Raw genomic sequence first — 21,015 nt, forward strand, 5'->3', positions numbered from 1 at the left:
CAGAAATAAATACCCGCATAGGTTGTGAAAAATTTGACTCAAATGATCTGGATACCGGCCACGGAAATCCAGACGGGTAACGGCAATGCGAGGAAAGTCATGCGGTTGAACGTAGAGACAAGCACTGCGGGCGGGTATCCCGGATGGGTTCCTGATGCCGCACGCAACTATCTGCACCATATCGAAGAGGGCATAAGCATCAGACAGCTGGCTCGGGAAACAGGGTGTCATGCCTCGACGGTTCTGCGGCAGGTCCGCAAGGTCGAGACGCTGCGCGACGACCCGTTGGTCGATGCCGCCTTGCGAAAGCTTGGCCAGCATCACATCCCGAAATCGGCCATCTCGTCAGACAAGGACCGTCCAAACATGAGCAATTTACCGACAGAGCCCCACATGGCGCCCGACGACAAGACGCTGGAGCGCGAAGCCATGCGCATTCTGCGCAGGCTCTGTGAAACCGGGGCGGTTCTTGCGGTTGCGGCCGAGATGGACAAGGCCGTTGTCGTCCGCGACACCGGCGATGGCACATCGACCCGGACTGCGGTTGTGGATAGCGGGATCGCTCAGGCGATGGCGCTCAAGGACTGGATCATGTGCAGAGAGCCTGCACGGATCTCGCGCTACCAGATCACGGCTGCGGGGCGGGCAGAGCTGAACCGGTTGATCGCGGCCAGCGAAAATTCGGCGAGGGGGTTTGCCGAAGCGCAGGCGGGGTTTGACGGCGCACCTGTTTCGCAAGAGGCCGAAGGGGACCGCCGCAGCAAGCGCATGCGATATTCACTGGCGGAATCGCCGTTGACCGCCCTTGCGCGACGGCGAGACCATGACGGGCAGCCCTTCCTGTCGGAAAAACTGGTCTCGGCCGGGGAAAGGTTGCGCGAGGATTTTGAGCTTGCCCAGATGGGGCCTCGGGTCGCACAGAACTGGGACAGTTTTTTGACAGCAGGCGCGCGGGGAGGCGGCGAGGGCGCAGATCTGCGAGGCTATGGCCCGACTGCGGCGCGGGATCGTGTCGCGACCGCCCTGTCCGATCTTGGGCCGGGGCTTGGCGATGTCGTTCTGCGCTGCTGCTGCTATCTGGAAGGTATGGAATCGGCCGAAAAGAGGATGGGCTGGTCGGCGCGGTCCGGCAAGATCGTACTGCGAATAGCGCTGCAACGGCTGCGTCGGCACTATGACGAAGTGCTGGGGGCAGGGGGTGGCCTGATCGGGTAAGCGCCAAACATGCAAACGCCGCTGCCCCGATCAGAGCAGCGGCGTTTTTCTATCCGGGTATTGCGGATTATTCGGCAGCGATTCCCGCCGCTTCCTTTTGAAGATACTCCAGCAGGTTTTCCGGGCTGGACACACCATAGGGGTCTTCGGCGTGATTGTCGGATATGCCGGGCTCTTCGAACCAGGCTTCGACCTTGCCGTCCTTGACAATCGCGGCATAGCGCCAGCTGCGCATGCCGAAGCCCAGGTTGGACTTTTCGACAAGCATGCCCATCTTGCGGGTGAATTCGCCGGATCCGTCCGGGATGACCTTCACGGTTTTCAACCCCTGGTTTTCGGCCCATTTATTCATCACGAAACTGTCGTTCACCGAAAGACAGTAAATCTCGTCAATGCCGAAATTGGCGAAAGTTTCGGCGTTGTTTTCGAAGCCGGGCAGTTGATAGGTCGAACATGTCGGCGTGAACGCGCCAGGCAACGAGAAAAGCACAACGCGCTTGCCTGCGAAATAGTCGGCAGTGGTCATGTCCTGCCAGCGAAACGGGTTAGGACCGTCAACCGACTCATCCCGAATGCGTGTCCGGAAGGTCACTTGCGGAAGGGGAAGGCCTGCTTTCATCGGAACTCTCCTGATCGTCTAAGTAAAGAATCAGACAAGGACTAACGCGGATCGAGGGCCGACCTCAATCGCGAAATGCTGCAATTGCAGCATAGCGGGATTGCATGGCCGTCAGACCTGCGGAGAAGCGTTGAGATGCCTTGCCCAAGACGCATTCAAAACGGTGTGCAAGCGCTTTTTCCTTAATTTCCATCGAAAAAATGCAGGGGGCACTCGTTAAAACAAAGGCGCGACTGCATGGCAGCCATGCGGGACTGGTACTACCCCCTGCAAATACATATGCTAAGCGAAGCCCGAAACAGCTTCGCGGGGAATAAAACGTGCGAGATCTCAATATCCCAGCCGAACGGCATCCGGAAAAAGCGCATCGTCCGGATAATGCCCAGCCGAAGAAGCCTTCCTGGATCCGGGTCAAGGCTCCGGGCGGCAAAGGCTATGCCGACACTCAGAAGATCATGCGCGAGCATGGGCTTGTCACCGTCTGTGAAGAGGCCGGATGTCCGAATGTAGGCGAATGCTGGTCGCAAGGTCACGCCACGATGATGATCATGGGCGAGATTTGTACCCGAGGCTGCACGTTCTGCAATATTGCCACCGGGCGTCCCGATACGCTTGATGCGTTCGAGCCGGGCAAGGTCGCGGATGCCGTGCAGAAGCTGGGACTTAACCACGTTGTCATCACCTCTGTTGATCGTGACGACCTGACGGATGGCGGGGCAGAGCATTTCGCCCAGACGATTCGTGCCATCCGGCACCGCAGCCCCGGCACCACGATCGAGATCCTGACGCCGGACTTCCTGAAATGCGCGCCGTCGGTTCTGGAAACGGTCGTTGCCGCCAAGCCTGATGTGTTCAACCACAACCTTGAAACCGTACCGGGCCTTTATCCCGAAGTCCGCCCCGGTGCGCGGTACTTCCATTCACTGCGGCTGTTGCAACGGGTCAAAGAGCTTGATCCGGCGATGTTCACCAAGTCGGGCATCATGGTTGGACTGGGCGAGGACCGTCAGGCCGTCTTGCAGGTGATGGACGACATGCGCGCGGCAGACATCGATTTTCTGACTATCGGGCAATATTTGCAACCAACACCGAAACACCACGCGGTTGACCGGTTCGTGCATCCGGACGAATTTGCCGCCTACGAGAAATCCGCCTATGGCAAAGGCTTCCTGATGGTGTCCGCGACGCCTCTGACGCGGTCGTCCTATCATGCGGGCGATGATTTTGCGCGGCTTCAAACGGCGCGCAATGCAAAGCTGAACCGCGCCTGAGTTACGCACGGTTGCAACAAAAACGGTGCCTGCGATGATCGCGGCGCCGTTTTTTGTTTTGCGATGCCAGATTACTCTGACGGTTGCTCGGGCACGGATTTGAGATAGGCAGCAATTGCCTGTCTGTCGCCTTCGGTCAGTTCCGCCATGTTCTCGACCACGGCCACCATATGCCCGCCGACACTGTCGAAATCGGGGGTGAAGCCGGTTTCAAGGTAATAGGTGATTTCACCTTCGGTCCACTTGAAGGCACCGGGGGCGATTCCGGGAATGCGGCCTTTGCCGGACGGATTGGGGGCCCCGGCCAACCAGCGGGATGTGTCCATCCCACCCAGCATGTTGCGCGGGGTGTGGCATTCGCCGCAATGGGCCAGCGCCTCGACCAGATAGCGGCCGCGCGTGACCTGCTCTGACGGGGCATTTTTCAGCACCCAATTGTCATCCATGAACAGCAGTTTCCAACCACCCAAAGCGCGCCGTATATTGAACGGAAAGCCCACATCATGCGGCTGACTTGCTGTGTCCGAGGCGGGCAGGGTCTGCATATAGGCCCAGAGATCGGCAAGATCCTGCTTTTTCATCTTGGTATAAGCGCCGTAAGGGAAGGCGGGGTAGTAATGCTGGCCCTCGGGCGAAACGCCTTGCGTCACCGCACTGGCGAACTCAGCCGCTGTCCAGTCGCCGATACCCTCGGTCGGATCGGGCGAGATGTTGGGCGCAATGAACGTGCCGAAATCCGACGGGAATTTCTGTCCGCCCGCGAGCACCAGCTTGTCATCGCCCTTGGTGTCCGGGGCGGCGTGACAAGAGGCGCAGCCTGCCGCCGTAAATACGCGTTGGCCGTTTTCCACATCTCCTTCGACACCCGCCAGCGCATCTTCGTCCAGCGGAACGGCGCGGGTCATCCAGAACGCGAAACCGGCCGCGACAAGCGCGGCCAGCAGCAAAAACCTAATGAAGCGACGTATCAAATCGTATCCTAATCGTCGGACTGTTGATACTTTTCATGGCAGGCCTTGCAGGCATCACCAAGTCCACCCATCGCCGGGCCAAGCGCATCCTTGCCGGTGCCTGCGGCGGACTGCATGTCGTTCGCGGCTGTGACATAGGCATCCCACTTGGTCATGAAATCGGCATTGTCTTCCCAGATCGCCGGCAGCGCTTTGGTGCCCTCGCGATCAGCGTTCGACGTGCCTTCAATCCACAAGGTCGGCTGGTGGATCATCGCAACCCCTGCCAGCGAGTCAGCGGCGTTTTGCGCGGCTTCTGCATCGTAGTCGATTTTGCCCTGCGCCATGCCACCCAGGACACCCAGGTTCAGCGCAATGACACGCATCTGACCCTGTCGTGCCTTGACCTGAGCCGATCCGTCATTCTGGGCCAGCGCGGCCGATCCCGCAAGAACGCCTGCAATCACTGTAGCGGTAACGATATTTTTCATATGTCGGGCTCCTTGAAACTGCGAACTATGGTTCGAGGCTAATGTAGTTTCACACGACCGCAACAATATTCTTGCAAAGGTCGAGATGGAACCGCCTCTGATGCGTGCACAAATTCGTGACCTTCGGCGTGTTGGCGGGGCGTGTCGGCGGGGCGGGCGGAATGGATGAAAGTCGCGCGAACGTTCTGCGCGGGGCCCGGCGCTTAACGCATGATGCGCCGGGGGATGCGTTCCGGGGTCAGGGCCTCTGGCCAGCCGAAGAAATGCTCGATTCCCCACAGCACGATTGCGGCGACAAGCACGGTGCCCACGATGATCTGAAGCCGCCGCCCCGGAGGTCTGCGCGCCCATCGGGTCAACCGCAGCAGCCAGATCGGGTTCATCTCAGCCCTCGGCGTCGGTAAAACGAACCTTGCCAATGAAGGGCAGGTTGCGATTGCGTTGCGCAAAATCAATTCCGTAACCCACGACAAATTCATCCGGGATCTCGAAACCGATCCAGTCGGACCTGAAATCGACCTCGCGCCGCGAGGGTTTGTCCAGAAGCGCGATGGTGCGCAACCTGGCGGGGTTTCGGGATCGCAACATTCCAGAAACGTGGTTAAGCGTGTGCCCGGTATCGACGATGTCTTCGACCACCAGCACGTCGCGGCCTTCAATAGCACCGCGCAAGTCTTTGAGAATGCGCACTTCCCGGCTGGATTGCATGGCGTTTCCGTAAGAGGATGCTTCAAGGAAGTCGACCTCGATGGGCAGGTTCAATTCGCGCACGAGGTCGGCGATAAAGACGAACGATCCACGCAAAAGACCCACCACAACCAGCTTGTCGGTATCGGCGAATTCGTGACGAATCTCACCCGCCAATTCCTCGATCCGCGCGGCAATCGCCTTGGCAGAGATCATCTCGTCGATGACATATGGACGCTCTGGCATGATATCCCCTTGATTTTTCCGCGCCACAATACGACATGCACCGCCACTGTCACGACCCAAACCGGAGCGACATGCCGACCCATAGTGAAACCCGCAGGCTGCCTTATACCGCCCAACAGATGTACGATCTGGTGGCCGATGTGGCGTCCTATCCTGAATTTCTGCCATGGTGTGCCGCGGCGCGCATCCGGTCGCGAAACGACATCGGCGGTGGTGCCGAAGAGATGCTGGCCGATCTGGTGATTAGCTTCAAGGTGTTCCGCGAACGCTTTGGCAGCCGTGTGGTCCTTTATCCCGACGACATGAAGATCGACACCGAATATCTGGACGGGCCGTTCCGCTATATGAAATCCAACTGGGCCTTTGCCGATGCTGAAGACGGCTGCGACGTGACATTCCATGTGGATTTCGAGTTCAAGAACGCGGTGCTTCAGAAAATAATCGGTGTGGTTTTCAACGAAGCGATGCAGCGCATCGTCCGCGCCTTTGAGCGACGCGCCGCGGCACTGTACGGCTGACGCCTGTTCCGTTTGCCGCGGTCACAACAACCTGTTCTGTTAACCTTGATGTGCGGAACTTGGCTATCTGCCCCGATATCGTCTCATTTCGACGCAAAAATAAACGTGTTCGAAACGATTTCAGGAGACAGAGGCAGATGCAACTTACGCAGATTCTATTTGGCTCGGGAACGGGTCTGAATCCGTCCATCGGGCCAGGTGGCGCGGCACCGCCAGCCGAAGAAACGGCTCAGTCCGGCGGACCACCCGCCATCAGCGAAAGCTCCGATAGCGATAACACGGATACAAGCACGAGGGGCGGTGGGACAGGAACGACCAACGGCTACGCAGGGCAGGCTGCCACGCCGCCGGTCCCGGCGGGTCAAATGGCGACGAGGCAACGGGCAACGGCCTCGTAATCAGTTCGAGGGCAGACAGGTCCGAACTGCAATCAACCGGGCTGGAGATTGTGCAACCGGACGAGCGTTCCGCCGATGAGGCACAACTCAGCCGGGCACGCGCGCAGGCGCGGGTCGATTCGCAGCAGCAGGCAATGATCGAATCCATGGGCAATGCACCAAAGACGATCGTTCTCGCCCCCACTGAAGAGGATCAGTCGAATCACGGCACATCAGAACTGAGCGCTGCGGCAGAGCGTGGCTATGCCCAGATCCAGCAGGATCAGCCACAAGCCGAACAGCGATTCGAAGCATGGACCTGACGCTTATCGGGCAAGATGCAGCGCCGCTCCGGGTCAGTCGGTAGTGCCTGACTTGTCATGGAGGTCAAGCATGCAAGGGCGTTCAGCGCCGCCAAAGCACGGTTCCGGCCTAGGCTGCCTGAATGGCGTTGAGGATCAGCGACAGCGCGTGATCGCGTGCGGCTGCGCGGACCTCACTCCGGCCCGGCGCGCCGTATTCGATGGTTTCGACAAAGCTATCCGTTGCGGTCACAGTGGCAAAGCACACGCGCCCTTCAGGCTTGAACTCTGACCCGCCCGGCCCGGCAATGCCCGAGATGGCGACCGCTATATCCGCATGTGCGGCGTTGCGGGCACCAAGCGCCATTTCCTGCGCCACGGGTTCTGAAACCGCACCAAAGCTCTCCAGCGTTTGCATCCGCACAGCCAACATGTCTTGCTTTGCAAGGTTGGAATAGGTCACGAAGCCACGCTCGAATATCGCCGATGATCCGGCGATATCGGTGATCGCGGCGGCAACCATCCCGCCGGTACAGCTTTCGGCGGTGGTGATTGTCAGGCCTTTGGCAACCGCTTCTTGCAGGATTTTTTCGGCAAGGGTCACATCAGAAACCCATGCGCCACGGCTGCCAGCACGATAGTGATGACTGCAGCGAATACCCCGGCAACCACATCGTCCAGCATGACGCCCATCGCGTCGTTGCGCCGGTCGGCCCAGCCAATGGGGCCGGGCTTCCAGATGTCGAACAGGCGAAACAGCACAAACGCGGCGATCCATCCCGGCCAAAGCCGCAAGACGTCCACCCCCATCATGCCCGCGCCGTAGGCAACGGGCATCAGGGCGATCCACTGACCAGCGACCTCGTCGATCACGATCTCTGAAGGGTCATGATTGGCGGCACCGCGCGTCTCGACCTCGGTCGCGCGGTATCCGGCCCAGAAAACCAACGCCGTGGCCAAAGCCAATCCCCAGAACCCCGTCAGCTGAATGATGGCCCATGCAACCGGCAGCGCCGCAAGCGAGCCCCATGTACCGGGGGCAGGGCGCATGTGGCCGATGCCGAAGAAGGTGGCGATCATATGGTTCATGTTTTCACCAGTGTAGCAGTTGCAAGGGCGGCAATGCCTTCTTCGCGTCCGGTAAAGCCAAGTTGCTCGCTTGTCGTGGCCTTGACCGAAACGCGTGATGCCTCGATCCGCAAGAGATCGGCCATCGCCGTCTGCATGGTAGGCGCGTGTGGGCCAATCTTTGGCCGCTCGCAGATCAACGTGCAATCGACATTCGCGATTGCAAAACCGTGTTCGCCCGCAAGATGAACCGCATGGCGCAGGAAAATGGCACTGTCTGCGCCTTTCCATTGCTCATCCGATGGCGGGAAGTGACGGCCGATATCGCCCATCGCCAGCGCACCATAAATTGCGTCGGTGACTGCATGCATGCCCACATCGGCATCGGAATGACCCAGAAGGCCGCGATCATGGGGCACTTGCACCCCGCAAAGCGTGACGTGATCGCCCGCGCCGAAGCGATGCACGTCGAACCCGTTCCCCAGTCTGATATCCATTTGACCTGCCAACAGTTTTTCGGCCCGGACGAAATCTCCGGGGGTTGTGATCTTCAGATTGTCGTCCGAGCCGGGGAGGATGGCAACCTGCAATCCGGCGGCGCGGGCAATCTCGACATCATCGGCGGCGGGCGTTTTCCGTGCGGCATGGGCGTCCCGGATCGCGACATAGTGAAAGCCTTGCGGCGTTTGCGCCCGGAAGAGTCCGTCGCGCGACTGTGCCCCGGTGACGAAGCCCTCTGTGCCGGTCCAAAGCGCATCGCTGACCGCCAATGCCGGGGCCGCGCCGGGGGCTGACTTCAGCGCGCGACAGACCTCGGCAATCAGGGTTTGTCGCACACATGGGCGCGCCACATCGTGAATAAGCACGCGGTCCGGAGGCGTGGGCGCAAGAGCCTCCAGCCCGGCACGCACCGACGCGGCCCGGTCGGCACCGCCGACGACCAGCATCACGCCCTCCGCCTCGGGCAGGCTGCGGGCGCGGGTCATATCGTCCTCATGCACGACCAGCACGATCTCATCTATATCGGGGGCATTTTCAAAAGCTCGAAGAGTCCAACCCGCGACGCTGCGCCCGGCAATGGTCTGCCATTGCTTGGGCAGCGGGCCACCCGCCCGGACGCCGCGGCCGGCGGCTACGATGATTGCGGCTGTGCGCATGACGGACCTCTTTGCCAAGTCGCGCCTGTCTAGGCTCTGACCCTGCACTGTGCAATCATTCAGGTCACACTGCACAAAAAATGAGCAGTGGCGCGCCGGTTTGGCGGAGGCGGGACCGCCGAGATTGCAGTATTGGCATCGCTGCGATACTTCAAAGGTGACTGCACAAGGATTAAGCAAGTGGCCATCGAACTGGCAGATATTACTGTCGATCCCCCGATATTGCTCGCGCCGATGGCGGGGATCACGGATCTGCCGTTCCGCGAGCTGGTTTCAGGTTTTGGGGCGGGTCTGGTGGTCAGCGAGATGGTGGCGAGTCAGGAAATGGTGCAGGCGAAGACCGGCGTTCGGGAGAAGGCAGAGCTTGGTTTCGGCCGGGCCAATACCTCTGTGCAACTGGCGGGCCGCGATGCCTATTGGATGGCAGAGGCTGCCCGGATGGTCGCCGCCAACGGCGCGCGGGTCATCGACATCAATATGGGCTGCCCCGCAAAGAAGGTGGTGGGCGGCTATTCCGGTTCGGCGCTGATGCGCGACCCGGATCAAGCGCTGCGCTTGATCGAGGCGGTGGTGGAGGCCGTTAACCTTCCGGTGACGCTGAAAATGCGGTTGGGCTGGGACAGCGACTGTCTGAATGCGCCGGATATTGCCCGAAGGGCAGAGGGTGCGGGTGTGCAGATGATTACCGTGCATGGCCGGACACGCTGTCAGTTTTACAAGGGCCGCGCCGATTGGGCTGCGATCCGCGCGGTCAAGCAGGCCGTGGCAATCCCGGTGATCGCAAATGGCGATATTGTGGATCTGGCAACTGCCCGGCAGGCAAGGGCGCAATCGGGCGCTGACGGGGTGATGATCGGACGCGGCGCGCAGGGTCAGCCATGGTTGCTGGCTCATGTCGCATCTGCGCTGCACGGGCATCCCGCGCCGCAAATCCCGCATGGGTCGGCGTTGGTTGCCTTGGTCGCGGGGCATTACGAGGCAATGCTCTCCTTCTACGGCGTAGATCTTGGTCTGCGTGTCTCTCGCAAGCATCTGGCCTGGTACATGGATGTGGTCGGAACCGCGGCACCGATGCGGCGTTGCATCCTGACCGCCAAAACCCCCGCAGAGGTGCTGGACGGGCTGGAGCCGGCCTTGCTGTACGGGCAGGGGGTCGCGGCAGCATGACCCCCGAGTTGAGCAATGCGATCTGGTCCTCGTTGCCCGTTCCGGCAATCCTGATCGACGAGGATGAGAATATTGCCGATCTCAACCCCGCCGCCGAAGGGTTTATGAACAATTCGTCCAAATCGCTGGCCGGGCAGCCGATCTGGGACCGCTTGATGATCGACGCGCCGCTGGAAGACAGCATCGAACGGGCGCGCAGGAACGGCACCCCGCTTTTCGTCAATGATGTCGATGTGGGACCGGGCAACCGTGCGCCCTTGCAGTGTAATCTGTCGCTTGCGCCCGTGGCGGGCAGGCCGGGCTGGATGATAATGCTGATTTCGCCGCGCGAGTTGGCCGGACGAATGACGCAAAGTCATTCGGTGAAATCCGCAGCGAAATCCGCCATCGGCATGGCCGAGATGCTGGCCCATGAAATCAAGAACCCGCTGGCGGGCATCACCGGTGCCGCGCAACTTCTCAGCATGAACCTCGCGACGGAAGACCTTGAACTTACAGACCTTATTGTCGAAGAAAGTCGAAGGATCGTAAAGCTGCTTGAACAGGTCGAGCAATTCGGAAACCTGTCGCCGCCGGAACGCCGCGATGTGAATATCCACGATGTTCTGGATCGCGCCCGTCGTTCTGCCTTGCTGGGGTTTGGCGCGCAGATGCGGATCGTCGAGGATTACGACCCGTCCCTGCCGATGGCCTGCGGCGATCCGGACCAATTGTTGCAAGTCATATTGAACCTGCTGAAAAACGCAGCGCAAGCAGCAGGGCCGAAGGGCGGCACGATCCGTCTTCGCAGTTTCTATGAACACAGCTTTCGTCTGCGCCGGTCGGATGGGTCAGGGCAGGCGCTGCCGCTGCAAATCGAAATCACGGATGACGGTCCCGGCCTGCCGGAGAACATCAAGGGCGATATTTTCGATCCCTTCGTTTCGGGCCGCGAAAATGGCACCGGGCTGGGATTGGCGCTGGTGAACAAGATTATCTCTGACCATGACGGGTGGATTTCGGTCACCTCTGTGCCTGGCCGCACCGTTTTTCAAATCTCGCTTCCGCGAGCGGCGCGGGAACTCAAGGAGAAAGATTGATGGATGGCACGGTTCTGGTCGCCGATGACGACCGCACGATCCGAACGGTTCTGACCCAGGCGCTGACGCGTGCCGGATGCAAGGTCCACGCGACCAGCTCGCTGACCACGCTGATGCGATGGGTGGCAGAGGGCAAGGGCGACGTGGTGATCTCGGATGTGATGATGCCTGACGGGAACGGGCTGGAGATGCTGCCCCGGATTGCGCAGGACCGGCCCGGATTGCCGGTGATCGTGATCTCGGCGCAAAACACCATCATGACGGCGATTCAGGCGGCCGAGGCCGAGGCCTATGATTACCTGCCCAAACCGTTTGACCTGCCGGATCTGATGAAGCGCACCGCCCGGGCGCTGGAAAGCAGACGCCATGTGCCGCAGTCACCGCGGTCTGATGATCTGACGGACGCGCCGGATGATCTTCCGCTGGTTGGCAAGACCGCGGCAATGCAGGCGCTTTACCGGTTGGTCGCGCGGGTGGTGAACACCGATCTGTCAGTTCTGATCTGCGGGGAAAGCGGCACCGGCAAAAGCCTGATCGCGCGGGCGGTTCACGACTTCTCCGACCGCCGCACATTGCCTTTCGTGACGGTGGCTGCGGCCGATTTGCAAGAGCTTGAAGGCCCGATGCGCGTTCTGGCGCGGGTCAAGGGCGGCACGCTTCTGATCGACGAGATCGCCAATCTCGACGATGAGATGCAGGCGCGGCTTGTCCGCATGATGGATGTCCCCGGCGATCATGTCCCGCGCTTCATGGCCACCAGTCAAAGCGATCTGGCGGTCGCGATGGAAGAGGGCCGCGTGCGTCCCGATCTGTATTACCGTCTGTGCGGTGCAACGCTGACTGTGCCCGCGTTGCGCGAACGTGTGGACGATATTGCGCTATTGACCGAACATTTCCTGTCCCGTGAAGAACGCGACGGTGCCCCGAAGCGATGGCTGTCGCGCGAAGCCGAAGAGCTGTTCCGCGCCTATAGCTGGCCGGGCAATGTGCGGCAGTTGGAAAACGCCGTGCGTCGGTTGGGACTGACCAGCCGCTCGGACGAAATCAGCCGGACAGAGGTAGAGATGGTGCTGGGCAATCAGCCCGAAATGGGCCCTGTTCTGCGCGGCGGTAGCGATGTCGAAAAGCTTTCGGCCAGCGTGGCGCGGCACTTGCGGCGCTATTTCGATCTGCACGACAACATGCTGCCGCCGCCGGGCCTGTATTCGCGCATTCTGCGTGAAGTAGAGGCCCCCCTGATAGAGATTGCGCTGGATGCAACGGGTGGAAATCAGGCCAAATGTGCCGATCTACTGGGGATCAACCGCAATACGTTGCGCAAGAAAATCACCGATCTGGATATTAGCGTGACACGGCGCCGAAAGTTGATGTAAAAGGGCAACATAACAGTGGCCCCGGTGCTTCGGTTCCGGAACGGACCACTAGATATGGCGGTTGGCTGCCTTGGGCAGCACATCAAGAAGAGGGCGACCTGTGGCCTTAAAGGCACGAGCCTTGACCTGGACCCGGTTCAACCGGCTGCGGCGGCAACGCCGTATCCAGAATGCGGCAACGCTGGGGCTGGTCTTGCTGGGGCCGGTGCTGGCGGCGGCGACATTTGCGATTCTCGGGCCGCTGGATCAGGGGGCCGCATCCATGCCGTTGCGGCTGATCCTGCTCGCGGATTTTGTCTATGTCCTGCTTGTTGCGGCATTGGTGTTGCAGCGCGTGGCGCGCATGGTGTCGGCGCGGCGGGCCAAATCGGCGGGCTCGCGGCTTCACCTCAGGCTGACCGGTGTGTTTGCGCTGATGGCGTTGTTGCCGACGGTGACTGTCGCGGTCTTTGCGGTGCTGACCATCAATATCGGGCTGGAAGCATGGTTTTCGGACCGGGTGCGCGCCGTTGTAGGCGCCTCGCTTGAGGCGGCGGAATCCTATGAGGCGGAACATCGCGAGGGGCTGGCCCAGGATGCCCAGGCACTGGCGGCCTTCATTGACGCCAACCGGCGCGCGACATTCGCGATGAATGATGGCGAAGTCCGGCAGGTCTTGGGAACGGGGCAAAGCCAGATCCAGCGCGGGCTGCGCGAGGCTTATGTGATCGACAGTGCCGGCGAAATCCGCGCACGCGGCGAACGGTCCTACCTTTTCGACTACGAACAACCGACCTCTGGCCGTATCGCAGAGGCGCTAGAGCAAGGCGTCGCGCTGATCCCGGATTGGGACAATAACGAGTTTCGCGCCTTGGTGCCGCTGAACGCTTTTGTCGACAGGTTTCTTTATGTCAGCCGCGAGGTCGATGGCGCCATTCTCAACCTGTTGGACGAAACACAGCAAACCGCACGCTTCTACCAGCAACAGGAAAGCGAGCGCGGACGGCGTCTGTTTGATTTTGCTATGCTGTATCTTGGTTTTGCGATGTTGCTGATCCTTGCCGCCGTCTGGTTGGGCATGTGGTTTGCCGAACGGCTGTCGCGTCCGGTCGGGCGTTTGGCCGGTGCGGCACAGCAGGTGGGCTCCGGTGATCTGGACGTGCAGGTTGTCGAGGAGGACGGCGATGACGAGATCGCCATGCTGGGACGTTACTTCAACCAGATGACCCGGCAACTGAAGGGCCAGCGCAACACGTTGCTGGACAATACCCGCCAGATCGAGCGTCGTCAGCGGCTGTTCGATTCCGTGCTGACCTCTGTCACATCTGGTGTCGTGGGGCTGGACGAAGGCGGGCGGGTGACCTTCGTCAACCGCTCCGCCGAACGCTTGCTTGCCTGGAGCGCGGACCAGCAGTCGATGCCCATTTCCGTGTCGGTCCCAGAGTTCGGGCCGGTCTTTGAGAAGCTGCGGGATGGTGGAAACGAGACCGTTCAGGAAGAGGTTAAGGTCAGCCGCGAAGGACGTCTGGAACATCTGCTGGTGCGCATGTCCAACCGCCGCCGCGCGAATGGCAGTCTTGAAGGCTTCGTGGTGGCCTTTGATGATGTGACAACGCTGGTCAGCGCGCAGCGGATGGCGGCATGGGGGGATGTGGCGCGCCGTATCGCGCATGAAATCAAGAACCCGCTCACCCCGATCCAGCTGTCCGCCGAACGCATCAAGCGCAAGTTCCGCCGTCAGTTGGACGAGGAATCAGGCGAAAGCCTTGACCAGTTGACCGGCGTCATCGTGCGGCAGACCAACGACTTGCGGCGCATTGTCGACGAATTTTCCAAATTCGCCCGCATGCCAGAACCAGAGCGCCGCCCCGAGGACGTGAGGGACCTGTTGCGCGGTGCCGTGCTGTTGCAGGAGGCGGGCCAACCCGATGTGAGCTTTGTCACCGATTTTGAAGGCGGCGACATGCCGGCAGAGCTGGACGCCACCATGATCGGCCAGGCTTTGACGAACCTGATCAAGAACGCCGGTGAAGCGATTGAAGGCCGGATCGAAGAGGGTGTTGAAAGCGGGTTTGTCCCGCAGATCCACGTCACGCTGAAACGCGACGGTGACCGGGCCGAGATCCGGATCATGGACAATGGCGTCGGCTTGCCCGAGGACCGGGCCAGTCTGTTCGAACCCTATGTCACCACCCGTGACAAGGGCACCGGGCTTGGCCTGCCGATCGTCAAGAAAATCATCGAGGAGCATGGCGGCAGCCTCGTCCTCGAAGATGCGCCGGTGTTTGACGGCGCATCGCATCGCGGCGCAATGGCGGTCATCCGTCTGCCGCTTGGTGAAACGGGGGCGGCCGCGATGGCAGAGCCGTCCGCAACAGGAACGAGGGTCGTATGAGTGACATTTTGATCGTCGATGACGAACGCGATATCCGCGAGTTGATCGGGGATATTCTTGAAGACGAAGGCTATACCACGCGGCTGGCCGGCAATTCCAACGAGGCGATGGCCGAGATCAACGCCGAGCCGCCCGCGCTGCTGATCCTAGATATCTGGCTGAAAGACAGCAAGATGGACGGGATCGACATCCTCAAGACCGTCAAGCGTGACAACCCGGATGTTCCCGTGGTCATAATCTCGGGCCACGGCAATATCGAGATTGCCGTCGCGGCGATCAAGCAGGGGGCCTATGATTTCATCGAAAAGCCCTTCAATATCGACCAGTTGCTGGTGGTGATCCGACGCGCGATGGAAACCAGCCGCCTGCGCCGCGAGAATCAGAAACTGAAACGCAAGGACAGCCACCCGACCGAGGTCATCGGCGAAAGCGCCGCGTTTCGCGGACTGATTGGCCAGCTCGACAAAGTCACCAAATCCAACGGCCGCGTGATGCTGTCCGGGCCGCCGGGATCGGGCAAGGAGGTCGCCGCGCGCTATATCCACGCCCATTCCAATCGCGCCGCGGGTCCGTTCATCACCGTGAATTGTGCAGGCGTGTCGCCCGAAGGCATGGAAGAGGTGCTGTTCGGGCGCGAAGGGTCTGATCGCGGGGTGGAGCCGGGTCTTCTGGAACAGGCCCATGGTGGCGTGATCTATTTCGATGAGGTCGCCGACATGCCGCTTGGCACCCAATCCAAGATCCTGCGGGTGATGGTCGATCAGCAGTTCACACGGGTGGGCGGTGCCGACAAGGTGCGCGTCGATTTGCGGGTGATCTCGTCCACCGCGCGCAATTTGGAGGCAGAGATTGCGGCGGGGACGTTCCGGCAGGAACTGTATCACCGGCTCAACGTCGTGCCGATTGCCGTGCCCAGCCTCGAGGAGCGGCGCGAGGATATTCCGCTGCTGGCCGCGCATTTCATCGAGCAATGCCACAAGACCCAAGGCCTGCCGCAGCGCGCCCTCAGCGATGAGGCGGTGGCGCTGATGCAGACGATGGTCTGGCCCGGCAATGTGCGTCAGTTGAAGAATCTGGTGGAACGCGTGCTGATCCTTGGCGAAGGCCATGACGAGATCACGGCGCGCGAGTTGCCGCAGGATAGTGGCGTGCCGGACGGCGATGAAAACCGCGTGGTGCTTTCGGGCACGCTGGCGACCTTGCCGCTGCGCGAGGCGCGCGAAGCGTTCGAGCGTGAATATCTGCTGACCCAGATCAACCGGTTCGGGGGCAATATCAGCCGAACGGCCAGCTTTGTCGGCATGGAACGCTCGGCGCTGCATCGCAAACTGAAATCCCTGGGTGTGGTGACGTCCTCCAAGGCAGGTGCGCGCATCGCCCATGTCGAAGACGACGCCGAGGTCGAGTGACGACACGGCCAGCGCATGCGAAACCCAATCTCTTGCCCCGGCGCTGCCGGATTGACCCTTGCGGGGGCTTCTGTCATGCAAATCCGGCGTAGAACGTTTCGCCGGAAGGGCTTGGAATGAAGGTCATCATCTGCGGGGCAGGCCAGGTTGGCTGGCAGATCGCACGGCATCTGTCTGGCGAACGCAACGATGTGACGGTCGTGGACAACAATCCCGATCTCGTGCGGCGCGCCACCGATACGCTGGATGTGCAGGGTATCGCGGGGTTCGCGTCCTATCCTGACATCCTTGACCGTGCAGGCGCGCGCGATGCGGACATGATCATCGCCGCCACCCATTCGGACGAGGTCAACATGGTGACCTGTCAAGTGGCGCATTCGATCTTTGCGATCCCGCGAAAAGTGGCGCGGCTGCGGTCACAAAGCTATCTGACGGCGATCTATTCCGACCTGTATCGCCGCGACCACATGCCAATTGACGTGGTCATCAGTCCTGAACGTGAGGTCGCGGATGCTGCCCTGCAACGGCTGGCGGCACCCTCGGCCTTTGACACGGAAACCTTCCTTGACGGCAAGGCGCATCTTCTTGGTCTCACGATCGAGGAAGGCTGTCCGGTCGTGAACACGCCGCTTCGGCAGTTGACGGATCTCTTTTCCACCCTGCGCTCGATCGTGGTGGGCATCAGGCGCGATGGCACGCTTTGGGCACCCGATCCGGGGGATCAGCTGTTTGTCGGCGATGATTGCTATGTCATGTCACATGCGGACGACATCCGCCGCACCATGGAAATTTTCGGCAAATCGGTCAAGAAGCAGGAACGGGTCGTTCTGATCGGCGGCGGCAATGTCGGCCTGACCGTCGCCCGACAGCTTGAGGCTCGTGCCGAACGCGTCCGCGCCAAGGTGATCGAGAAAAATCGCGGCGTGGCCGAACGCGCCGCCGATGTGCTGGAAAAAACCATTGTTCTGCACGGCGACGGGCTGGATGCAACCTTGCTGGCCGAGGCCAATATCGATCGTGCAGATGCCGTTCTCTGCGTTACGGATGATGACAAGACCAACATGCTGGCCGCCGTGCGTGCCAAGGCTGCGGGCTGTCCAATGGCCATTGTACTGATCAACGATCCGACATTGGTGCCTCTGATGGGGCCGCTTGGCATTGACGCCTATATCAACCCGCGCGCCACCACCGTCAGTTCGATCCTGCGCCATATCCGCCATGGCCGGGTGCGCGCCGTTTATTCCATCGGCGATGCCGAAGCAGAGGTGATCGAGGCAGAGGTGCTGTCCACATCGCCGATCTCGGGGCAGAAAATACGCGACATCGACTTCCCCGAAGGCGTGCTGGTGGGCGCTGTGATGAAAGAGGGCAAGGTGGTAAAGCCTGTGGGCGGCCTGCGGATCGACGAAGGCGATATGATCGTGATCTTTGCCATGACCAGCGACGTGCCCGAGGTAGAGCGGCTGTTGCAGGTCTCTATCGACTTCTTCTGACGCCATGCTGCTTAATCGCCTGAAGCTTCTGCCGTTCCTTCTGTTGCTTACAGTGCTGGCCTGCGCCGCGATGCTGGTTCCGGCCGCCTATGCGCTTGCCCAACAAAGCTTTCACGAAGCGCGCAGCTTCTTCTATACCAGCGTTGTCGGGCTGGTTCTGTCGGGGCTGGTGGCCACAGCGATGTCGGGGCGGACCATCAGCCTGAGCGCGCTGCGCCAGCTTGCGGCGCTTTTGGCCGGGTTCGTGCTGATCCCCGCGCTTTTGGCTGTACCGTTCTTCGAGGCGGTGCGCACGACCACGTTTCTCAATGCCTATTTCGAGATGGTTTCCAGCCTGACCACCACGGGTGCCACGCTGTTTGAGCCTGACCGCCTGACCCGAACGCAGCACCTGTGGCGCGCCGAGGTCGGCTGGCTGGGCGGGCTGCTGATGTGGATCGCGGCGGCCGCCATTCTCGCGCCCCTGACCCTGGGCGGGTTCGAGGTGACGGCGGGCGGCGAGCCCGGCCAGATCTCGGCGGCAGGGGCGGCGCGTCTGGATATGGCCGACCCGACACGACGGCTGTGGCGCAGTGCGCATTATCTGGTGCCGATCTATGCGGGGCTGACGCTAGTGCTTTGGCTGTCACTGATGGTGGCGGGGGACCGTCCCTTGGTGGCGGTGATCCACGCCATGTCGGTGATGGCCACCAGCGGCATTTCCTCGATCGGCGGGCTGGACAATGCGTCCAGCGGGTTCGCCGGAGAGGTGGTGGTGTTTTTCTTTCTCGCCTTCGCGCTGTCCCGGCTGACCTTTTCCAGCGATACGATCAACCGCGCCCAACCCGGTCTGCGCCATGACCCCGAGTTTCGGCTTGGCCTGATCTTTGTCATCGGCGTGCCGCTGTTGCTGTTTCTGCGTCACTGGATTGCCTCGTTCGAGTTCAACGAAGAAGAAAACCTGATGGCGGGACTGCGCGCCTATTGGGGGGCGACCTTTACCGTGCTGTCCTTTCTGACCACAACGGGGTTTGAAAGTGCCGAGTGGAACGAGGCGCAGAACTGGTCAGGGTTGCAAACGCCGGGCCTGATCCTGCTTGGTCTTTCGCTGATCGGCGGCGGCGTGGCCACGACGGCGGGCGGGGTCAAGCTGCTGCGGGTTTTTGCGCTTTATCTCAACGGTATGCGAGAGATCGAGCGGCTGGTGCATCCGCATTCCGTGGGGCGGGCGAGTGCCTTTACCCGGCGCGTCCGACGGTCCGGTGCCTTCATCGCCTGGATCTTCTTCATGCTGTTCGCGCTATCCTTCACCATGGTGACAATGGCGCTGACTGCCGTGCATGTGCCGTTTGAAAACGCTATGGTGTTGGCGATCGCGACTCTGTCCACCACCGGCCCGTTGATTACCTCGGCGTCCGAGACCCCGATAGATCTGGTTCGGCTGGGGGCTGAGGCCAAGATTTTCCTGTGCGCGGCGATGATTTTGGGGCGGTTCGAAACGCTGGCAATCATTGCGATGATCACGCCGGATCTGTGGCGTGAATAGCATCAGGATGCCGCGCATGCGAAAAGAGCATGGATTTCTGCTGGTAACTCTGAAAGCAGCAATACATAATCGTGCATCGAGGGCGTTCCGAACTGCGCGACACGACAAGAATAAAGGCGATTTCAATGGCTTCCGATAGGCAAAACCTGCAAGACGCGTTCCTGAACCATGTTCGAAAGACCAAGGTTCCGGTCACCGTATTCCTTATCAACGGTGTAAAGTTGCAGGGGGTGATTACCTGGTTTGACAATTTCTGCGTGTTGTTGCGTCGCGATGGACAATCTCAACTGGTCTATAAACATGCCATTTCGACGATCATGCCCTCGCAGCCGATCAACCTGTATGATGGCGAAGAGAACAGTTGAGAGAACATGACACGCATGTAACCCGCGCATGGGTTCTGCATCCTGATATCCTGTCTGATCGGCAGAGGCGCGAGCCCGGTCCTGCGCTGCAAGAGGGAGTCGCCCTGGCCGCGGCCCTGCCGGATCTGGAGGTTGTGGGCGCCGATGTCATTCGTCTGCCCAAACCGCAACCGGCGGGCCTGTTCGGCACCGGAAAGATAGAAGAGCTGAGGCGCGTCTTCGAGGAGGCCGAGGTAGAGCTTGTGCTGGTCGATGGTCCGCTCAGCCCCGTTCAGCAGCGCAATCTGGAAAAGGCCTGGGACGTCAAGATCCTCGACCGGACCGGCTTGATTCTGGAGATTTTCAGTGACCGTGCCGCGACGCGCGAGGGTGTGTTGCAGGTCGAGATGGCCGCGCTGTCCTATCAACGAACCCGTCTGGTCCGCGCCTGGACCCACCTGGAGCGCCAGCGCGGCGGGCTGGGCTTTGTCGGCGGCCCCGGTGAGACGCAGATCGAGGCGGACCGCCGCGCGATTGACGACCAGCTTGTGCGGCTGCGCCGACAGCTTGAGAAAGTCGTCAGGACCCGCGCGCTGCATCGTGCCGCACGGGCCAAGGTGCCTTATCCGATTGTGGCACTTGTGGGCTATACCAACGCCGGAAAATCCACCCTGTTCAACCGGTTGACCGGGGCAGAGGTGATGGCGAAGGACATGCTGTTTGCCACGCTGGACCCGACCATGCGGGCGGTGCGGCTGGAGAACGGGCTGGACGTAATCCTGTCCGACACTGTGGGGTTCATCTCTGATCTGCCGACGGAACTGGTCGCCGCGTTCCGCGCCACGCTGGAGGAAGTGCTGGCCGCCGATCTGATCTGCCATGTCCGCGACATCAGCCATGATGGCAGCGAAGAGCAGGCGGCAGACGTGCGCGAAATCCTCGAAGGGTTGGGCATCACCGATGCGACGCCGATGCTGGAGGTCTGGAACAAGCTTGATCTGGTGGCAGATGAAGACGCCGAGGCCTTGCGCGCGCGCGCCGAACGCGACGAAAATGTGCTCACGGTCTCGGCGATCACGGGCGAAGGCATGGACGCATTGCTGGAAGCGATGCGCGCGGCATTGGACGCTCAGAAACAGACCGAGGACCTTGTTCTGGGCTTTGACGCGGGCAAACAGCGGGCTTGGCTGCATGAACGCGGCGTCGTCACCCAGGAGCTTCAGACCGAAGACGGGTTCGAGATCACCGTCAACTGGAGCGCCAAGCAAGCCGGAGAATACCGCCAGCTTTGAGCGCGACGCGATTTGGCTGTGTCAGGGCCGGCATGCGGACGCCTGAAATCCCGGAATT

22 protein-coding genes are annotated in these 21,015 nt (G+C 60.8%); 13 read left to right on the forward strand and 9 right to left on the reverse strand.

Features of this window, described 5'->3' with window-relative positions:
* Nucleotides 1-99: 99 nt before the first annotated feature.
* Nucleotides 100-1,215 (forward strand): DUF6456 domain-containing protein, encoded by a 1,116-nt coding sequence (locus ACN0WV_RS00210; RefSeq protein ID WP_417603806.1) that lies wholly within the window; start codon nucleotides 100-102, stop codon nucleotides 1,213-1,215.
* A gap of 67 nt (nucleotides 1,216-1,282) precedes the next feature.
* Here ACN0WV_RS00210 and ACN0WV_RS00215 read toward each other — a convergent pair whose 3' ends face one another.
* Nucleotides 1,283-1,834: a peroxiredoxin gene (locus ACN0WV_RS00215; RefSeq protein ID WP_417602863.1), complete on the reverse strand. Its 552-nt coding sequence runs from the start codon at nucleotides 1,832-1,834 to the stop codon at nucleotides 1,283-1,285.
* Between the two features lie 64 nt (nucleotides 1,835-1,898).
* Nucleotides 1,899-2,027, reverse strand: coding sequence for a hypothetical protein (locus ACN0WV_RS00220; RefSeq protein WP_417602865.1), 129 nt, complete (start codon nucleotides 2,025-2,027; stop codon nucleotides 1,899-1,901).
* 127 nt (nucleotides 2,028-2,154) lie between these two features.
* Between ACN0WV_RS00220 and lipA the strand changes: the two genes are divergently transcribed.
* Nucleotides 2,155-3,105, forward strand: coding sequence for a lipoyl synthase (gene lipA, locus ACN0WV_RS00225; protein ID WP_417602867.1), 951 nt, complete (start codon nucleotides 2,155-2,157; stop codon nucleotides 3,103-3,105).
* Between the two features lie 71 nt (nucleotides 3,106-3,176).
* Here lipA and ACN0WV_RS00230 read toward each other — a convergent pair whose 3' ends face one another.
* From ACN0WV_RS00230 to hpt, 4 genes are all read right to left on the reverse strand, one after another.
* Entirely contained in the window at nucleotides 3,177-4,073 is an 897-nt protein-coding gene (locus ACN0WV_RS00230) for a c-type cytochrome (protein WP_417603807.1), read from the reverse strand.
* Nucleotides 4,074-4,084: 11 nt separating this feature from the next.
* Nucleotides 4,085-4,546 (reverse strand): c-type cytochrome, encoded by a 462-nt coding sequence (locus tag ACN0WV_RS00235; protein ID WP_417602869.1) that lies wholly within the window; start codon nucleotides 4,544-4,546, stop codon nucleotides 4,085-4,087.
* A gap of 203 nt (nucleotides 4,547-4,749) precedes the next feature.
* Nucleotides 4,750-4,929 (reverse strand): hypothetical protein, encoded by a 180-nt coding sequence (locus ACN0WV_RS00240; RefSeq protein WP_417602871.1) that lies wholly within the window; start codon nucleotides 4,927-4,929, stop codon nucleotides 4,750-4,752.
* Between the two features lies 1 nt (nucleotide 4,930).
* Nucleotides 4,931-5,479, reverse strand: coding sequence for a hypoxanthine phosphoribosyltransferase (gene hpt / locus ACN0WV_RS00245; RefSeq protein WP_084352674.1), 549 nt, complete (start codon nucleotides 5,477-5,479; stop codon nucleotides 4,931-4,933).
* Between the two features lie 71 nt (nucleotides 5,480-5,550).
* On the opposite strand from hpt, the gene ACN0WV_RS00250 reads away from it, so the two are divergent.
* Both ACN0WV_RS00250 and ACN0WV_RS00255 read left to right on the forward strand, forming a co-directional pair.
* On the forward strand, nucleotides 5,551-5,997 hold the full coding sequence (locus tag ACN0WV_RS00250) for a type II toxin-antitoxin system RatA family toxin (RefSeq protein ID WP_417602874.1): 447 nt from the start codon (nucleotides 5,551-5,553) through the stop codon (nucleotides 5,995-5,997).
* Nucleotides 5,998-6,445: 448 nt separating this feature from the next.
* Nucleotides 6,446-6,697 (forward strand): hypothetical protein, encoded by a 252-nt coding sequence (locus ACN0WV_RS00255; protein ID WP_417602876.1) that lies wholly within the window; start codon nucleotides 6,446-6,448, stop codon nucleotides 6,695-6,697.
* A gap of 109 nt (nucleotides 6,698-6,806) precedes the next feature.
* Here the strand turns inward: ACN0WV_RS00255 and ACN0WV_RS00260 are convergent, their stop codons facing one another.
* The 3 genes from ACN0WV_RS00260 to ACN0WV_RS00270 are packed head-to-tail and all read right to left on the reverse strand — an operon-like array spanning nucleotide 6,807 to nucleotide 8,901.
* Complete coding sequence (locus ACN0WV_RS00260) at nucleotides 6,807-7,280, reverse strand: CinA family protein (protein ID WP_417602878.1); 474 nt, start codon at nucleotides 7,278-7,280, stop codon at nucleotides 6,807-6,809.
* On the reverse strand, nucleotides 7,277-7,765 hold the full coding sequence (locus ACN0WV_RS00265; protein ID WP_084352670.1) for a phosphatidylglycerophosphatase A family protein: 489 nt from the start codon (nucleotides 7,763-7,765) through the stop codon (nucleotides 7,277-7,279). Before ACN0WV_RS00265 ends, ACN0WV_RS00260 begins: the two co-directional genes overlap by 4 nt.
* The gene (locus ACN0WV_RS00270; protein ID WP_084352669.1) at nucleotides 7,762-8,901 is read right to left on the reverse strand and encodes a bifunctional 2-C-methyl-D-erythritol 4-phosphate cytidylyltransferase/2-C-methyl-D-erythritol 2,4-cyclodiphosphate synthase; all 1,140 of its coding nucleotides are present in this window, start codon (nucleotides 8,899-8,901) and stop codon (nucleotides 7,762-7,764) included. The genes ACN0WV_RS00265 and ACN0WV_RS00270 overlap by 4 nt, the downstream gene beginning before the upstream one ends.
* Before the next feature lie 180 nt (nucleotides 8,902-9,081).
* Here ACN0WV_RS00270 and dusB point away from each other — a divergent pair, with 180 nt between their 5' ends.
* The 9 genes from dusB (at nucleotide 9,082) to hflX (ending at nucleotide 20,957) form a co-directional block, all read left to right on the forward strand.
* Complete coding sequence (gene dusB / locus ACN0WV_RS00275; protein ID WP_417602880.1) at nucleotides 9,082-10,068, forward strand: tRNA dihydrouridine synthase DusB; 987 nt, start codon at nucleotides 9,082-9,084, stop codon at nucleotides 10,066-10,068.
* The gene (locus tag ACN0WV_RS00280) at nucleotides 10,065-11,147 is read left to right on the forward strand and encodes a two-component system sensor histidine kinase NtrB (protein WP_084352668.1); all 1,083 of its coding nucleotides are present in this window, start codon (nucleotides 10,065-10,067) and stop codon (nucleotides 11,145-11,147) included. The genes dusB and ACN0WV_RS00280 overlap by 4 nt, the downstream gene beginning before the upstream one ends.
* Nucleotides 11,147-12,520 (forward strand): response regulator, encoded by a 1,374-nt coding sequence (locus ACN0WV_RS00285; RefSeq protein ID WP_084352667.1) that lies wholly within the window; start codon nucleotides 11,147-11,149, stop codon nucleotides 12,518-12,520. The genes ACN0WV_RS00280 and ACN0WV_RS00285 overlap by 1 nt, the downstream gene beginning before the upstream one ends.
* 121 nt (nucleotides 12,521-12,641) lie before the next feature.
* Nucleotides 12,642-14,894: a sensor histidine kinase NtrY-like gene (locus ACN0WV_RS00290; RefSeq protein WP_417602883.1), complete on the forward strand. Its 2,253-nt coding sequence runs from the start codon at nucleotides 12,642-12,644 to the stop codon at nucleotides 14,892-14,894.
* Nucleotides 14,891-16,303 (forward strand): nitrogen assimilation response regulator NtrX, encoded by a 1,413-nt coding sequence (gene ntrX, locus ACN0WV_RS00295; protein WP_084352665.1) that lies wholly within the window; start codon nucleotides 14,891-14,893, stop codon nucleotides 16,301-16,303. Before ACN0WV_RS00290 ends, ntrX begins: the two co-directional genes overlap by 4 nt.
* A 116-nt stretch (nucleotides 16,304-16,419) precedes the next feature.
* Nucleotides 16,420-17,796, forward strand: a complete 1,377-nt coding sequence (gene trkA / locus ACN0WV_RS00300; RefSeq protein WP_084352664.1) for a Trk system potassium transporter TrkA — start codon at nucleotides 16,420-16,422, stop codon at nucleotides 17,794-17,796.
* 4 nt (nucleotides 17,797-17,800) lie between these two features.
* Nucleotides 17,801-19,321, forward strand: coding sequence for a TrkH family potassium uptake protein (locus ACN0WV_RS00305; protein ID WP_084352662.1), 1,521 nt, complete (start codon nucleotides 17,801-17,803; stop codon nucleotides 19,319-19,321).
* Between the two features lie 125 nt (nucleotides 19,322-19,446).
* The gene (hfq, locus tag ACN0WV_RS00310; RefSeq protein WP_084352660.1) at nucleotides 19,447-19,686 is read left to right on the forward strand and encodes an RNA chaperone Hfq; all 240 of its coding nucleotides are present in this window, start codon (nucleotides 19,447-19,449) and stop codon (nucleotides 19,684-19,686) included.
* Complete coding sequence (hflX, locus tag ACN0WV_RS00315; RefSeq protein WP_084352658.1) at nucleotides 19,683-20,957, forward strand: GTPase HflX; 1,275 nt, start codon at nucleotides 19,683-19,685, stop codon at nucleotides 20,955-20,957. The genes hfq and hflX overlap by 4 nt, the downstream gene beginning before the upstream one ends.
* Nucleotides 20,958-21,015: the final 58 nt, after the last annotated feature.

This window comes from Primorskyibacter flagellatus (assembly GCF_048268605.1).
GTDB classification, from domain to species: Bacteria; Pseudomonadota; Alphaproteobacteria; order Rhodobacterales; family Rhodobacteraceae; genus Primorskyibacter; species Primorskyibacter flagellatus.

Excerpts from the sequence above, each read along its gene's own strand:
- ACN0WV_RS00210 (WP_417603806.1), top strand. The coding sequence starts at position 100 with ATGCGGTTGAACGTAGAGACAAGCACTGCGGGCGGGTATCCCGGATGG.
- ACN0WV_RS00215 (WP_417602863.1), bottom strand. The coding sequence starts at position 1,834 with ATGAAAGCAGGCCTTCCCCTTCCGCAAGTGACCTTCCGGACACGCATT.
- ACN0WV_RS00220 (WP_417602865.1), bottom strand. The coding sequence starts at position 2,027 with ATGGAAATTAAGGAAAAAGCGCTTGCACACCGTTTTGAATGCGTCTTG.
- ACN0WV_RS00235 (WP_417602869.1), bottom strand. The coding sequence starts at position 4,546 with ATGAAAAATATCGTTACCGCTACAGTGATTGCAGGCGTTCTTGCGGGA.
- ACN0WV_RS00240 (WP_417602871.1), bottom strand. The coding sequence starts at position 4,929 with ATGAACCCGATCTGGCTGCTGCGGTTGACCCGATGGGCGCGCAGACCT.
- hpt (WP_084352674.1), bottom strand. The coding sequence starts at position 5,479 with ATGCCAGAGCGTCCATATGTCATCGACGAGATGATCTCTGCCAAGGCG.
- ACN0WV_RS00250 (WP_417602874.1), top strand. The coding sequence starts at position 5,551 with ATGCCGACCCATAGTGAAACCCGCAGGCTGCCTTATACCGCCCAACAG.
- ACN0WV_RS00265 (WP_084352670.1), bottom strand. The coding sequence starts at position 7,765 with ATGAACCATATGATCGCCACCTTCTTCGGCATCGGCCACATGCGCCCT.
- ACN0WV_RS00270 (WP_084352669.1), bottom strand. The coding sequence starts at position 8,901 with ATGCGCACAGCCGCAATCATCGTAGCCGCCGGCCGCGGCGTCCGGGCG.
- ACN0WV_RS00280 (WP_084352668.1), top strand. The coding sequence starts at position 10,065 with ATGACCCCCGAGTTGAGCAATGCGATCTGGTCCTCGTTGCCCGTTCCG.
- ACN0WV_RS00285 (WP_084352667.1), top strand. The coding sequence starts at position 11,147 with ATGGATGGCACGGTTCTGGTCGCCGATGACGACCGCACGATCCGAACG.
- ntrX (WP_084352665.1), top strand. The coding sequence starts at position 14,891 with ATGAGTGACATTTTGATCGTCGATGACGAACGCGATATCCGCGAGTTG.
- trkA (WP_084352664.1), top strand. The coding sequence starts at position 16,420 with ATGAAGGTCATCATCTGCGGGGCAGGCCAGGTTGGCTGGCAGATCGCA.
- ACN0WV_RS00305 (WP_084352662.1), top strand. The coding sequence starts at position 17,801 with ATGCTGCTTAATCGCCTGAAGCTTCTGCCGTTCCTTCTGTTGCTTACA.
- hfq (WP_084352660.1), top strand. The coding sequence starts at position 19,447 with ATGGCTTCCGATAGGCAAAACCTGCAAGACGCGTTCCTGAACCATGTT.